The sequence below is a fragment of the Chitinophaga agrisoli genome, from assembly GCF_008386695.1.
GTDB classification, from domain to species: domain Bacteria; phylum Bacteroidota; class Bacteroidia; order Chitinophagales; family Chitinophagaceae; genus Chitinophaga; species Chitinophaga agrisoli.
In genome coordinates this window covers 540079-554711 of record NZ_VUOC01000004.1, presented here as the reverse complement: position 1 = coordinate 554711, position 14633 = coordinate 540079, and the positions used below count along the sequence as shown (strand labels likewise).

At 52.5% G+C, this 14633-nt stretch carries 9 protein-coding genes; 6 read left to right on the top strand and 3 right to left on the bottom strand.

The window, feature by feature from the left end; translation table 11 throughout:
* Window positions 1-120: 120 nt before the first annotated feature.
* From F0L74_RS21430 to F0L74_RS21405, 6 genes are read left to right on the top strand one after another with little or no spacing between them, the layout of a single operon-like run.
* On the top strand, window positions 121-1059 hold the full coding sequence (locus F0L74_RS21430; protein WP_149839959.1) for a trypsin-like serine peptidase: 939 nt from the start codon (window positions 121-123) through the stop codon (window positions 1057-1059).
* A 37-nt stretch (window positions 1060-1096) separates the two neighbouring features.
* The gene (locus F0L74_RS21425; RefSeq protein WP_149839958.1) at window positions 1097-2677 is read left to right on the top strand and encodes a phospholipase D-like domain-containing protein; all 1581 of its coding nucleotides are present in this window, start codon (window positions 1097-1099) and stop codon (window positions 2675-2677) included.
* A gap of 8 nt (window positions 2678-2685) precedes the next feature.
* Window positions 2686-3882, top strand: coding sequence for a hypothetical protein (locus F0L74_RS21420; RefSeq protein WP_149839957.1), 1197 nt, complete (start codon window positions 2686-2688; stop codon window positions 3880-3882).
* Window positions 3883-3892: 10 nt separating this feature from the next.
* Window positions 3893-6652: an AAA family ATPase gene (locus F0L74_RS21415; RefSeq protein WP_149839956.1), complete on the top strand. Its 2760-nt coding sequence runs from the start codon at window positions 3893-3895 to the stop codon at window positions 6650-6652.
* On the top strand, window positions 6652-7767 hold the full coding sequence (locus F0L74_RS21410) for a trypsin-like peptidase domain-containing protein (RefSeq protein ID WP_149839955.1): 1116 nt from the start codon (window positions 6652-6654) through the stop codon (window positions 7765-7767). Before F0L74_RS21415 ends, F0L74_RS21410 begins: the two co-directional genes overlap by 1 nt.
* 26 nt (window positions 7768-7793) lie before the next feature.
* Window positions 7794-8642: a gasdermin gene (locus tag F0L74_RS21405; RefSeq protein ID WP_149839954.1), complete on the top strand. Its 849-nt coding sequence runs from the start codon at window positions 7794-7796 to the stop codon at window positions 8640-8642.
* A 92-nt stretch (window positions 8643-8734) separates the two neighbouring features.
* Here the strand turns inward: F0L74_RS21405 and F0L74_RS21400 are convergent, their stop codons facing one another.
* The 3 genes from F0L74_RS21400 to F0L74_RS21390 all read right to left on the bottom strand — a co-directional run bounded on the left by F0L74_RS21400 (window position 8735) and on the right by F0L74_RS21390 (window position 14625).
* Window positions 8735-12682: a caspase family protein gene (locus F0L74_RS21400; RefSeq protein WP_149839953.1), complete on the bottom strand. Its 3948-nt coding sequence runs from the start codon at window positions 12680-12682 to the stop codon at window positions 8735-8737.
* A 182-nt stretch (window positions 12683-12864) separates the two neighbouring features.
* Window positions 12865-13806 (bottom strand): protein-glutamine glutaminase family protein, encoded by a 942-nt coding sequence (locus F0L74_RS21395; protein ID WP_149839952.1) that lies wholly within the window; start codon window positions 13804-13806, stop codon window positions 12865-12867.
* 12 nt (window positions 13807-13818) lie between these two features.
* The gene (locus F0L74_RS21390; RefSeq protein WP_149839951.1) at window positions 13819-14625 is read right to left on the bottom strand and encodes a M12 family metallopeptidase; all 807 of its coding nucleotides are present in this window, start codon (window positions 14623-14625) and stop codon (window positions 13819-13821) included.
* Window positions 14626-14633: the final 8 nt, after the last annotated feature.

Below are 14633 nucleotides of genomic sequence, written 5' to 3'. Positions count from 1 at the left end.
CTGACTGATAATATTTCAATCTTTAACGGACAGATAGAAGGAACGTATATCCCAAATGCCTGGTTGATCTCAATGCTCGTAGGAATCAATTAAATGTAGTCATTTACAAATCCTAACTATATGCCTAATACTCCACAGGTAGTAAGCCTGCATACCCCTATGACTAATATTGTCGCAACAGAATCCACCGTAAATGCATTAAGGGAAACCATTGGCTCCGCAGGAGTGGGAGAAGAGCAGGAGATCGATGAAACAGAAGGCACGGAGCTGGTGCCCCGGATCATCCGCGAAATGGGAATGGTGCAGATCGATTTTAAAGCGCCGGATACAACCGGGCTCGCAGATATTGGCGTGGCCTCTTTTCAGCCGGTTCCGTTACGGGAAGCCATCATCGGAACAGATGAAAGGATCCAGGTAAAGGACAACCGGAAATATCCCTGGCGCGCATCCGCATCTTTATTGATAACGGCGGCAGATAATTCCCAATGGGTAGGCAGCGCATGGTTCATCAGCCCGCGTACGCTCATCACAGCCGGCCACTGTGTATATATCAAACACAGCGACATACCCGGGCGAGATGGCTGGGTAAAAAAGATCCAGGTAATGCCGGGGCGTAATGGGAACGAGCTGCCGTTTGGAGGCATCACCGCCAGCGAGTTCTGGACCGTGCAGGGCTGGGGCGATAAAGGCCTGGAAAACTACGACTATGGCGCTATTATCCTGCCGGCCGCCTTCCCGCAGGAGCTGGGCACATTTGGGTATGGCGTTTACCCGGATGATGAGCTGAATAAATTAATGGTCAATGTGGCCGGTTATCCATCAGATAAATCTTCCGGCACCATCTGGTACGATAAAAGGAATGTCGGCACCGTGAAGGCGGATAAAGTGTATTACGCGGCAGATACCTATGGCGGACAAAGCGGCACCGTCGTGTACCGGATCAAGGATAGAAAACGGATTGCCGTGGCCATCCATGCCTACGGCGGGCTCACCGCTAACTCAGGCACCCGTATAACAGACCAGGTATACAATAACCTGGAATCCTGGAAAAGGGATTGATGAAATGTACTGATCACTCATTTTTAAAATAGCATGTATGGGCAACTACCAGGGCATTATCCGGATCGAAAATGGCGAGGTATCGCCCCAGCCTTCGCCGCCATCAATAGAAAAGGTCATTGACGCCATAAGGGATCTGGGCGATCAGCTGCAGGTAGATGGCGTATTGGGCGTACGCCCCGGTTTTAGCAATAAAGAGCGCACAGATACGCCAGACCCGGTGATCCTCGTGGTCACACAACCAGGCGCCTCACCCACAGGTTTACCGGCTCAGTTGAACGGTATCGCTATAGAGTTACGTACTGCTTCCGCACAGGAACAGCTGCAGGGCATACTGCCCCTGAGCGCCTGGGAAAATGCGGTGGCGGAAGCTGGCCCGCCGGCTATTAACTATGAGCCACCGCCGGCAGATAGGGTAGCCCTCGAAGAAATGTCTGTATCCAATATCACCTGTCATATAGGTCCAGACTCCGGGTGGACTACCTTAAAGTCTTTCCTGGATGGTACCACCACCAGCCTCACGGTGGCCATGTACGAGTTTTATGCGCAACATATCATAGACGCCGTTACCGCATTGGGCAGCGAAACAGATGCAACGCTGAATATGATCCTCCAGGTGGATAAGAACGATCTTACGATCGAAGAAACGCTGCGGGAGCATTGGGGGGATCGCCTGCAGCTGGTGCCGGCGCTGGTAAGAGGGCCCAACAGGATCTTTAATAATTCTTATCATACCAAAGTGGCCGTGCGTGATTCCAGCGCGTTCTGGTTGTCCAGCGGCAACTGGAGCCCCAACAGCCAGCCGGTGTTAAAACCCGGAACGGAAAACTTTACCTACAAGAACGGCAACCGCGAGTGGCATGTGATCATCGAAGACGAGCCCCTGGCGCAGATGTACGAAAAGTTCATCCTGTATGATATGGAAAAGGCACGCGAGGGTGCACTACCGGAGGCGGCGCCGCTTATGCCGGACCTCCTGATCCCGGAATCCATGCTGGAAGCAGAAGCGGATGTGATACAACCCCATCCCTTCCTGCCCAAAACATTTGCCGCTACCGGTAAGCCGGTAAAAGTAATGCCGCTGATGAGCCCTGATAATTACGCGGCCACCATCCTGCAGCTGATCCAGGGCGCGGAACAATCCCTTTACCTGCAGTTCTCTTATATCAATCAACCTTCTGCCGCCATCTTCAACGATATTATCAGCGCCATCACACAAAAAATGAAGGATGGGCTGGATGTGCGCATACTGGTCAGCAATAACCAGAAAGCCGAAAGCGCAGACCTGCTCATTGCCACCCGCCACTGGAAACGCAGTATGTTCCGTATGCAAAAGAACAAAATGCACAATAAAGGCGTGCTGGTAGATGGGAAGATAGCCGTGGTAGGTAGTAATAACTGGTCTTCCGATGGTACGCAGTATAACCGTGATACCAGCCTGGTCTTCTACTCAAGGCCTATTACCAAATACTATACGGAAGTGTTTTTATTTGATTGGGATAATCTCTCCAGGCCCATCGCCCGCGCACAGGAAATACAGCCGGTGCTGGCGCCGGAAACCGGCCCCACGCCGCTAGGTATGGTACGCGTTCCCTGGCAATCATGGTACACTGAATAAACTGACCTATGTTTAAAGACGAAACAGAAAAACAGTATGTGATCGACCTGCTGGTCAGGTTCATCGGGCCCTCAGGGCAGCCCCGGAGCGCCCTGACGGCAGGCTTCGTAGGCACCGCCTTTCCAGGGCTGTTGGGAGAAGGCGCGCCGGGGGTGCTGATAGTACAGGCAGTCCATCTTTGTATGAATGATGGATGGAGAAGTAATCCTACCTGGTTATCCATATTACTTTCGCCTTACCGGGATGTGGATCCTAACGTGGCGGCCATCCTGCAACGGATCAGTATACCGCCGCCGCCGCTGGCTAATCCGCTGGATAGCACTATTCTCATGGATGGCGCGCCATTCGTAAACCGCAGGTCGCTGCGCACACATTTAAAAAAATTCAGTACGGCAGCTACCAACACAAGGCCTATCCTGGTGGTGAATGGGGAGTATAGAAGCGGAAAATCATATTCAGTAAAATATATTTCCCATTTTACAAATACGCCGCAACCCGGTGCGCAATTAAGTATCATACCCTATATCGTTGAATTTGATCCGGACCTGGCAGCCGATCTGGGCGCGGAAGAAGTGGCAAAAAAACTGGTGTCTCTCATGGGCCGGCCATTATCAACAGCGCCGGAAAAAAATACCAATGTCAAATTATACGCGCAACGGCTGGCCTTGTGGGTACTGAGCGAAGCCGCCCAAACCAGGTGGCAGAGCTGGTTCGTATTGGATAATTTTCAGCATGAAAAAGTAAGACAGGACGCCAGGGATTTTCTGCTGGCCCTCAGCGCCGAAGTGCCAAATGGCGTATTCCCGCAAACATGCCGCCTTATCCTGATCGGGATCGATCGTGCAACCCTTACCGTGGATGCAGGTCTTATTGAGCAGGATAAAACAGACGCCTGTCCGGTGGCGGAGATTGATATTGCCATTGCTGAAATTATTGCCCATGCGCCGGTAGGTTTACCCATCGAGCGCGTCAAAGCATTTATCTATAACAGTTTGCCTGTTGATAGCAACCGTATGATGATGTTGAACTGGCGCTTACGTGCGCTTCATTATGCTATCATAGAAATAGAAGAGATCTTACGTACCCGGCCGGGAGTCAACTTTGAAACAATATTGTTTGTGATGTTGGACGGGTTGCCGCCGGGTAAGGATGGGATGAAAGAACTACAAGACCGCATTACAGATTTACGGAATAGTTCCAATTAGCATTGATACTATGCAGGATCTTACTAAACAGCTGTTAGACAAGTATACGGCTAAAAGGTCGTTAAAAACAGCGCTGCAGGGGCGCGCTATGTTGCCGGATATGGAAGCAGCCTTGCCGGATAGCCAGGCTGCGCCGCAGGATACCGGTGAGGAGCAGCGCTGGTCTTACCGTCAGGCGGCCGCTGTGCTGCACCTGTTTTCCCCGGGCACGCTGCGCCCGCTGGCTGCGCAATGGGAGCACAAACAAGTGGCGGAATTGATGTACGGAGACCTGGTCTATATTTCGGGTGAGGCGCCGCATAAGCTGTACACCCTGAAACCGGAGATCCGGAAACAGGCGCTGCACATGCTGGGCTCGCGTGCCGCCATGAACGCAGCATTGGCCGCAAACCCCAACAGGGAGTGCACGGAATTGCAAAATATGTGGGAGGGTTACCTCCGGTCAGGAACCTTGGCGCCGCTGGAAGGTATGGGCTACCAGCAGCTGGTGAACCTGCGCCAGATCATGATCTGGGTAGAGGGGCTGTTACCGGGCCTGCCAGATCCTGCAGTAGTGCAGGACCTGGTACGCCGCAAAAGTATCCTGTCCCCGTTTGAGCACCTGGTCGATGCTAATTTTACCGGGCGCCAGCGGGAGCTGGAAACACTGCGCAAATATCTGGGACTGGCGAACGAAACTAAACGTTTTCTGGGAGCGGTAGCTGATCTGTGGGGTAAGCTCATGCAGGAGGGCACAGAGCCCATTTTATCCATCTATGGCCCCGGCGGCATTGGCAAGTCTGCATTGATAGGCCGCCTGTTGTCGGAACTGTCTCAGCTCTCCGGGCCGGATCGTATTCCTTTTGCCTACCTCACCTTTGATCAGCAAGGGCTGCGTATCGACCGGCCGTTTACGGTGCTGGTCGAAATGGCGGCGCAACTCGGGCTCCAGTTTCCGGAGCATACAAAGGAGATAGAGGCCTTTCATGATAGCGTTCGCAGGTACAGGGATAGTGTAAGCGATGTAGTGGAAAGAAGGCATACATCCGTGTCAAAAGGTATCCGGATCCAGGAATCACATGCCACGGAAACGTCCCTGTATGAGCAGTTTGCCTATCTGTTGGTTCAGCTGAACAGCGCACGGGCTAACCAGGCCGCCATGTCGCCGGTACTGTTAACCCTGGATACCTTTGAGGAAGTGCAGTACCGCAATCGCGAAGACCTGAACGCTTTCTGGCGCATGCTCACCACCATCGTCGGATATTATCCTCAGTTCAAAGTAATTATTACAGGCAGGGGCACACTGAAGTCATGGACGCAGTATGCCGGTGTTGTTATGGAAATTCCATTGGATGGATTGGTAAGAACAGATAGGGTAACGTTGTTGGGAAAAATGGGTGTTGCAGATAAGGACGTGGCAGAGGCGGTGGCGGACCAGGTGGGCGGAAATCCCTTATCCCTGCGGCTGGCAGCGGGTCTTATTAAAACAGACCAGCAGGCGGCCGGTAAAAAAGGCATCACCGGGCTCAATACCCGGAAATGGCTGTTGTTCCAGGTAGACGAGCAGCTGATCCAGGGCCAGCTTTACAAAAGGATCCTGGAGCATATCCATAACCCGGACCTGCGCAAGATTGCCCACCCCGGCATGGTGCTGCGGGTGGTATATCCTGAGCTGATCTGGGAAGTACTGGCGCCGGTTTGCGGCATTGAGGTAGCGGATATGGATCATGCCACACAGCTGTTTGAAGAATTAAAACGGGAGCATGCCCTCGTGGAAACAGGCAGCGCAGGCACATTGATCTACCGGCCGGAGATCCGCCAGGCAATGATCCGCCTGCTCACGCAGGATAAATTTACGGAAGTGCGCGCGCTGCACCGGGCGGTTGTCATGTTCTATTTTCAGAAGGATGATCTTACAGACCGGGCGGAGGAAATGTACCACCGGCTGGTGCTGGACGAAGATGAAACCTGGCAGTTGGCGGAGCGCTGGATACCAGGTATCGAAACATCCGTTATATCTAACCTCGAAGAATATTCGGACCGTATGAAAGCCTGGCTTTCCACCCGGGTGAATATTGAGGTGCCCCGCGAAATTCTGCTGAATGCAGATGTGGCGGATTGGGAACGTAACGTTACCCGTAAAGTAAAAAGGGCCTTACAGGAAAATCAATTAACATGGGCCAGGGAACTGCTCTTCGAACGCAGGGAGCGCACAGAGGCCAGCCCTTTGTTTGCGCTGGAGGCAAAAACTGATATGCTGCTCGAAGACCTGTCCCATGCAACAGCGGTACTAAAGCAGGGCATTGAACAGCTGACCCGCTCCTCCAACAGGGGCCGGCTGGCGGAATTATGGTGGCTGTTATCCCAGGTAGCATTGATGGAAAACGATCATTTACGCGCGGATGAATACCTGGCCAATGCGGAGATAGCCATGGCAAATGCATCAGATCCGCTGCCGCTGGTCCACATTCTCTGTCAGCGGCTGATCCTGCGCCAGGTGTTCCTGACCAACGATCCCGAAGGCGCCGCCATATTGCGGAACCGGCTTAGCACGGCATGCAGTCGTATGGACTTCTCCGCCGCCAACAGACCGGCATTTATCTGCTCCCTGATCGTACAGCTCCTGGCAGATGAATTTCCGGAAACAGCAGCCCGCTTTGCACTGGAGGCAGATCCGCAAGTGGAGATCTCCGCGCATTTGCTGTTAACAGAAAACCTGCGCGGTATGGAACCTTACCGGGAGGCCTGGGAGGAAGAAGAAGATAACATGAGATTTGAAGCTTTAGTCTGATGGCACTACTCACACAACAAGAAATACTGGACATCGCCAATGCGATGATCGCCAGCGGTATAGATACCAACGCGCTGCGGGGAACATTGTTCCGGGGCATCAACCCTTTTTTCTTTGCAGGCATACCGGGCGGCCTGCCCGCTAATGCGCAGTTGCTCATGGATCTGGGGTTCATGAACATGGTAGAGCGCCTGGCCAATGGCGATATTCCGCTCGAGATCTATCTCCGCAACGCGGACTTTTTGCTGGCAGGCGCCCCGGTACAGCAGAATATCATAAAGGAGAAAAAACAAATAGTGATACAGCGGGCTAGTGGCGCGCCAAAGATAGATATAACCCAGGTACCGGAGAGAAAACAGGTCATCATTTACAAAAATGATATGGTGACCTATGGATTTATGCAGGAAGCCGTAAAGGCCGGTGCAGCGGTGATGAAATTAAAAGTGCCTTCTTTTGAAAATGGCACGCAACGTACCCTGCCCGGCGGCGATTTTATATTGGCGAACGGAACGGCCTGGTTATTAACAGGGTCGCTGATCATGACCAATCATCATGTTATAAACGCGCGCAAGGAAGAGGAGCCGCCGGCAACGGTGTCAGATCTCAAATTACAGGCGCAGCATACTAAGGCCATCCTGGATTTTGACAGTGATCTCATCGAAGGATCGGTGATGAATACTGTATCGTTGGAAGGCTGGGATGAAACCCTGGATTATGCTATTCTGCGGGTCCCGGCAACCAACCGCCGGCCCTTGCGCAGGGCTGCCGCCGCGGTAAGCCTGGGTAATGAGCCTATCCCCGTTAATATTATTCAACACCCGGGCGGCCTCGGAAAACGATATGCCATCCGCAATAATCTGGTAAGCGCCGCCACCACAAATGATCTGCGGTATTTTACCGATACGGAAAGCGGCTCCTCCGGGTCGCCCGTATTAAATGATCAATGGCAGGTAGTAGCATTGCACCGGGCTTCGCTGCATGCCCAAAATGTACAATTCCAGGGAAAAACAACAGCCTACATCAATGTAGGCACGCAGCTCACCGCTATTTTAGCGCATGTACAGCAGCATTTTCCCTCGCTGGCCAATGAAATCGAATCCCACAATAATGTGTGATAAATCTCACCCCAAAACCAAATTGTATGAGCGTATTTAATTTATGTTCGGGAGATCCCGTAATGAAACTGCTAAAGAAAACATTCCAGGCAACGCCTATCCGTATTCCGGAAGAACGTTTTAAACCATTGGGCGCCATCGCGGCAAAAGGGGATACCCACAAATTCTTTGGGCGCATAGAAAACCTCTTAACAGTAACTACGCCCTTTGATAAGGAGCCTGACATTTCGCAAATGGCAGACGTTAGCGGTACCAAAACAAAAGAAGTAGATTTTGACCTGGGTTTTGAACTGCTTTCTGGCTTTTTAAGAGGCATGGGCATGGAAGGAGCCAGTTTAAAGGCCAGCTTCTCCGGGGTACAAAAAGTATCGTTCTCGTTCCAGGATGTGAAACGGCATCACCTGGATATCGGCGAATTAGGAAATTTCTTTGCTGGCAAACAATTCAATAAGGAGAATCCCGCCGCCAGGCTTTTTATGGAGCAGGAAGCTACTTGCCTTATTGTTGATTCTACTATCGTAAGTAACAACTTTACAATTAACGCAGAGAAGCTGAGCGATAATAGCGTGCAGATAGATGTGCCGGCCATTCAGCAGATCATAGGGGATCTCAATGCCGGTATAACGGTAAAATCTTCCGGCAGCACCTCTATTTCATTTACCGGGCCTACGCCGTTGGCCTTTGCTTTCTCCGCCATCCGTTGTGAAGTAGACGAAGACGGGTTTATTTCTTTTGGGCTCACGCGCGAATTGCGGCCGGTTGACGCTGAAGACGGAACGGAGGCGCCTCCTGGCGTGTACGTTTATCCGGAAAGCAGCATGATAGAGTTAGAAGTAGTAAATGTAGACAAAGATGTAGCCGCGCCGCAGGATTAAGCAACAGGCTGTTCCCTCACCAGGCTATAAAAACAACGCCCGGGGCATCATGTCCCGGGCGTTACATATATATAGGGATGCACATTATCTGATCATACGCCCCCTGCCTCCGTTGCCGTCGCTCCCGCCTCTTTCCGCTTCCTGATCGCCGCAGTAAACCTGTCCGCTATCAACCCAAACCCTTCATTCGTGGGGTGTATCTCATCATGCCAGCTCTCCCGGTTCACCAGCCCGCGGGCGTCTATATACGTCGCATTATCAGGGAACTGGTCCAGCGCGCGTTTCAGGTGTACATTAAACTCATCCAGGATATACCGGATCAGCTGCTCCCTTTCTGCCTGCGGCACTATGCCTTTTTTAACCATATACTGTCCCAGCCAGCTCTTTTTCTTCGGGAACTGCTCCGTATCCACGGGTATGATATAATCATAGCTATGGCTCAGGATATGCAGGTCCGGGTAGCGGATCAGCAGCTCGCGGAACATCTCTACATACCAGTCTTCCAGTAATTGCAGTTTGGTAAAGAAAGAGTCCTGCAGATAACGTTTGGGCGTATTATCCGTGGGATCCGGCGTTTCCCGCAGGAAGCCTTCAAACTGGCTGCCCAGTATGTCATTACCGCCGCCGCTCACCAGGAAGATATGGGCTTCCTCTTCGCCAATGGCGGCCACATAATCCCGGTGGGCCATATAATGTTCGAGGGTATCGCCCGCCAGCGCCAGGCTGCGGATGGCATAAATACGGTACAGATGGTCCAGTGTATCCTGTACCACAATAGGGTATTGGAACCAGGAGTCGCCTTCTGCCACGATCCGGATCCGGTCCGTTTTCTTCAGCCGTTTGTAAAGTTTGCGGCGTACCAGCGTTTCCACCTGGTTGGCCAGCCAAAGCCCTACCTCGCCTGCAAATCCTTTCTGGGCAATGATGGTGATCTCCGGTTTCAGCTCCAGTCGGGTAGGCTGCCCGTTCTCATCCAGTACCATATTATAATACAGCCCGGAAGCATAATAGGCGGTCTCTTCGTGTTCCATCAATGCCTGTAAAGTAGGCGCGCTGATGGTATTGTATAGCGGGTTAATGAACTGTATCTGCAGGTGCTGGGTGGTCCAGCCTTTCAGCGGTATGGGGCCGCCTCTGGTGGCTTTAATACCGCGGTCTGCTTCCATCTGCTCGCCGGCGGGGTAGAAATCATCCGTGGTATACGGCGGCTCCATCAGGTCCAGCTGTAGCGCGTCTGCGCTAAAACGCTCCGTGCTTACTATAAATTTAAAATGTTCAGTGGTATCCGGCCAGTTATATTCCTGCACATAGGTCTCCAGTTCCAGCTCCAGGTAGGTGCTGTTATCCAGGTGCAGCGTTTCCGGTTTACCGGGCTCCAGTTTCATCACGCCATCGCCGGCTAAAAAAGCGGTTGTGGCGCCAAACAGGTTGCTCAGGAATACGGCCGCCACAAACAGCGGCTGCTGGGTGGTATTGGTGATGGTGATCTCCACCTGGCCAGCCCATAATTTGAGCTCCGTATCATACGCATAGTTGAGCGTTACGGTATCGTTGTTGATGGTCGCAGGTTGTTTGGTCCCATCCAGCGCTACCTGGTTCACCTGTACGTTCAGCGGGCTAACGGGGAAACCAGCCGGTAGGTCAGGATTGCGCAGGTTCCTGATAAAATGCCAGCGGGATACCTGCTGCAGCGCCGCTGCTACCAGCTCATTATCATCCGCGGTAACCAGGGGAATGGGCCGGAACATGGGGCGGTAGGGATCTGCGGGGCGGGTAAGTACGGCGTCGCCCCCGCGGATATGCAGGGTATAATCCGGCGCACGGTTGGTAGGGCCATCCTGTCCGCCGGAAGCAAAACTATAGTAGTTATCCGCGTCTGTCTGCAGCAGGGTTACCAGCTGCTCCATATCTTTCGGATGGCCATTCACGTTATCAAGCTCCAGTTGCAGCGCGCCGCTCATGATCCCCTTCACCACGGCTTTATGCGCGCCGGTGGTATCCGGTTGTTCGCTGCCTTCCACATCCACTTTGGCAAAATCTACATTGATCTCGCGGATCGTGGCTTTATAGGTCTTTTGCGCATCATGGCGGTCTACGATTGTTACGGTGCTCTCTTTCTGCAGGCCATGGATAGCGCCAAAATTCAGCTGCCAGCCGGCCGTTTGGTTAAACGTGATCTCAGACACAAAAGTATGCTGGTCTACCGGCTGGTTCAGAAAACCTTTGGCCAGCAGGGCCGGCGCATTTTTAGCCGCATATACCCGGGGCGTTTGATCGTAGGCAAAACGCATAGATTGCCGGATGCGGTCGCGCAGGGTGGAGTAGGAGATATTACTGTTCACGGCATCCAGCGTGGCCAGCAGCGTTTTGGTAAACACGCCGGCCCGGTTTATTTCTATGGACAGCTGATCATCTTCACAGGCGGCCATCTGCACATGCGCGCCTTCCGGCAGGAACTCCGCCGTTTTTTTGCCTTGCACAGCAGCATACGGCAGCTGTGCAGCAAATACAAACTGCTCCCAGTTACGCCGGGGCGCTATATAGGGCACGCGGCGGCTTTGCACCATCTCCCCATTAAATGCGGCGCTGATCATTTCGCCACGGGTATTATCGCCGGAGTGGCAGCAGTCAAATATGGTGATGATATGCGCTTTGGTTTGTTCATAAAGCCCATGCAGCAAGTAGCGCAGCTCTTTATCCGCCAGCAGGAAATCCGCGGTGTCCGTTACGCCGCCATCATAACATACCAGGCACTCCAGCGTATCATCCGCTTCTTCCCAAAGCGGGTCCGCAAACTCCTGTACCCCGTGGCCGGAATAATAGAGCATCAACGTATCTTCCGGCTGGGCGCCTTCCGCCAGGAAACTGTGGATGCCCTCGATGATATTGGCGCGGGTGGCTTCCTCATTCCGGAGTATCCGGATGTCTTCCGCCGCCGGGCTAAAACTGCTGCGCTCACGCAGGTAGCGTTCCATCTCTTCTACATCATGCAAACAGCCGGTTAGCCGGTTCACCTTGTCATAATCATTGATGCCTATCAGCAATGCGCGCAGTTTGCCGTTACCAGCGCCATGGCCTTCGTCGTGTACGGGGGCATCTTCGAACATGTTTGGATCGTATCCTTCATTATCGGTGGCCTCCGCCAACTCGTTCACAAAACCCTTCTGCGCAGGGAACAGCGCATTAATTTCCTCCTCGCTGCTCAGAGCAGGAATCACCAGGCCACGGGTACCGGCTGCTTTTGGCACAAATTGCGGCGCCTGTACGCCGGCTATCAGGCCGGCCCAGTCAAAGGCCGGGCCTATATCCCATTTACCGGAACTACGGTAATTGATATGCGACACAATGCCTTTAAACTGTAATACATCATTAGTGGTGATATAGCGTTTATCTTCCGGCAGGAACTGCCGGGGAATATTGAACTTATTGGTCAGGAACAGCAGCAGGATGATCACGCTTTCCAGCTGCTCCGGCGTAAAGGACGCATAGAATGTCTGGTCCCGGAAAGGCGTAGTGATCTGCTGGTATGCCTCCTTTTGCGCCAGGGTACAGTACGGGTCCGGAGGGCTCACCGCGCCGGTACTGGTATTTTTAACGCGGGAGTACACCGTTTCCAGGTTGCCATCCCGTGGTACCAGGTAACCATAATTGGAGATCTCAATACCAATGGACGCTTTATCCTGCGCATTGCCCGTGCCCTGGTTGCCCACGCCGGCGCCCAGATGGCCAGACCATGCGGCAGAAGGGAAGAGCTGGTAGATAGTGCCATCCCGGGCAATCACAAATGGTACAGATACATGCCGGCCATCCTGCGTAAGGCTCATCATGTCAGAGCGGGTATTGCCCGCTGTAAAATGCAGCACGATCCGCTGTTTGGGGTGCTCCGCGGAAAAGAAATAATCCCGTTTGGGCGGGTTGTACAATACGCCGTTCAGCGTAAGGCCGGGCTCATTGGGTACCGGCAATGCAAATGGCTTCAGGAAGGCGGCGGCTTCCGTACGGAAACGCTCTTCCAGCTGCGGTAGAGAATCGTAACGCATATGAGATAATTGGGGGTTTAGCGGAATGAAACATGGGGTGGTGGCTGAAATTGGGATTAGCTATTGTCCTTCATGTATTGTCTGGTCTGCTGCGCCTGGTTTGCTTGCGTAGTCAAATATAGGGATTGTGCGGGAATAATAGGCAAAACCGCCTGCAAACCAAAACCAGTCCCCTTCACCGCTCAATGACATCTCCTGCAATAGTCACGTAATGTTTTCAGCGTTTTTACATAGTTGGGATCTTTAGTGCCATTGGGAAAATATTGCGCGCCATCTGTAATTTCAGACCTGCTTACTGTGCCGGCATTGCAGGTATTGCAACACCTGGATTGCTGCAATGCCATCCAGGCCTCTTTTGTGAGGGCCTGGGCCGAGAGCGAGGGGTCCATCACCCATTCGGTAACCGCCCCGGTTGCATCGGCCGCTTTGATAATAGGCGCTACATGGTAGCCCCATTTTACGCAACTGCCGCCGCATGCGCCGGTATTAACAGCGCGTAGAGCGCCATATACAAATATCTTCCGGGAGTCAAGCTGAAAAGAGTCTGCCATTATTTTCCGCATCAGATGCGCCCTTGCATAACATCCATCTGTTTTATAGTCAAATGTGATGCACGGATTGTCCCGGTTGCAGGTCTGTATGATCTCACAGGACCGGCTGGTGAACAGGTTAAACAATAGCGGTAAACTGTCAATGCCGATAATATCGCGGAGCGCCGGAGGTGGTGGCGCAAAAAGATCCACGAATACTTTCTCATTCAGCTGGAAGGCTTTCTTTTTGTCATATTTAAAACCAACGGAGTCCGCCTGGGGGTATACCCACTTAAATAGCTGTTGTCCCGGAACAGCTAGTGGCTTTATCCGTTGTATTGAATTGTCGGTTTCATGGTAATCGATGACCAATGGCTGCCTGGACCGGATGGCAGCGTTTATTATCGCGGTGTCAATTTGCCGGGGTAGCAGGAATTCCTCATTGGAGTCATTGAACAATAGCCGCCCTGTTGGAAACGCGGTGTCGCGGGGGATCAGCTCAAAAGGGAAAAGCGTATCCTTTTTTATGGCCTGGCTGAGGATCGTGGTAACAAATGCCAGCAGGCAGGCGGCGGTCAATATGATCTGCTTCATACATAGTTATTTTTAGAAATGATAAAGGGTGTTCACTGCCTGTATATCCCCTGGGCTCAGCCAGCCGTCATTTTCGATCTGGTTGGCGGGATCTTTGGGAACGATGGTGGGTTTATTACGGTTCCGCGCAAAGGTGGTGGGGGGATAATGCATACGGGAGTGAAAATCATAAGGTCCAACTGCTTCCCCCTTTATCTTGAAATTGCCCTGGTGTTTTACCCGGATATTGTCCCACTTGATCGTAACATACTGGTCACGGTCTGGCCTGCTTTGCTCGTGAAACAGCCCCAGGCTATGACCTATCTCGTGGATGGCAACGGCCCTTGACGTTTGGGAGCCAAGGCGGATATATTGTTTTCCATGGTAATTACCCACATTGGAAGCGCCGGTGGTGGCAGAAGCGTGTTTAATAAAAACAATATAGTCCGCATCCCTTTTACTATCATAAGGCACAAAACGGATCTTTGTTTTCTCCTGCCAGTGGGCGATGGCTTCCTGTATATTTGTTTTAATGCGGTTGGGCAGCTCCGCTGATAGCTGATAGGGTACCACCCCATCTGCCCAAAGCCTGCCAATAGTGATAGTGCCACGTAGCGGAGGGAGGGCAGCATCTTCTGGCAGCACAATATCGCCTTCCATAAGTATAAGGCTGTCTGTGCAAAGACAGGCGGAGGTTTCAATAGGAGCGCCGGATGGCAGCAGCAGTTGTACAGTGCCGGTATCCAGGCATGGTTCCCCGTTCTCGCCATAATAGGTATCATGCTGTCCGCAGGCCGCAAAAGCGGTCAGCGCCAGCGCAAGTAAAGTAAGCCGTTTCATAACCAATG

Excerpts from the sequence above, each read along its gene's own strand:
- F0L74_RS21405 (WP_149839954.1), top strand. The coding sequence starts at position 7,794 with ATGAGCGTATTTAATTTATGTTCGGGAGATCCCGTAATGAAACTGCTA.
- F0L74_RS21410 (WP_149839955.1), top strand. The coding sequence starts at position 6,652 with ATGGCACTACTCACACAACAAGAAATACTGGACATCGCCAATGCGATG.
- F0L74_RS21400 (WP_149839953.1), bottom strand. The coding sequence starts at position 12,682 with ATGCGTTACGATTCTCTACCGCAGCTGGAAGAGCGTTTCCGTACGGAA.
- F0L74_RS21415 (WP_149839956.1), top strand. The coding sequence starts at position 3,893 with ATGCAGGATCTTACTAAACAGCTGTTAGACAAGTATACGGCTAAAAGG.
- F0L74_RS21390 (WP_149839951.1), bottom strand. The coding sequence starts at position 14,625 with ATGAAACGGCTTACTTTACTTGCGCTGGCGCTGACCGCTTTTGCGGCC.
- F0L74_RS21420 (WP_149839957.1), top strand. The coding sequence starts at position 2,686 with ATGTTTAAAGACGAAACAGAAAAACAGTATGTGATCGACCTGCTGGTC.
- F0L74_RS21425 (WP_149839958.1), top strand. The coding sequence starts at position 1,097 with ATGGGCAACTACCAGGGCATTATCCGGATCGAAAATGGCGAGGTATCG.
- F0L74_RS21430 (WP_149839959.1), top strand. The coding sequence starts at position 121 with ATGCCTAATACTCCACAGGTAGTAAGCCTGCATACCCCTATGACTAAT.
- F0L74_RS21395 (WP_149839952.1), bottom strand. The coding sequence starts at position 13,806 with ATGAAGCAGATCATATTGACCGCCGCCTGCCTGCTGGCATTTGTTACC.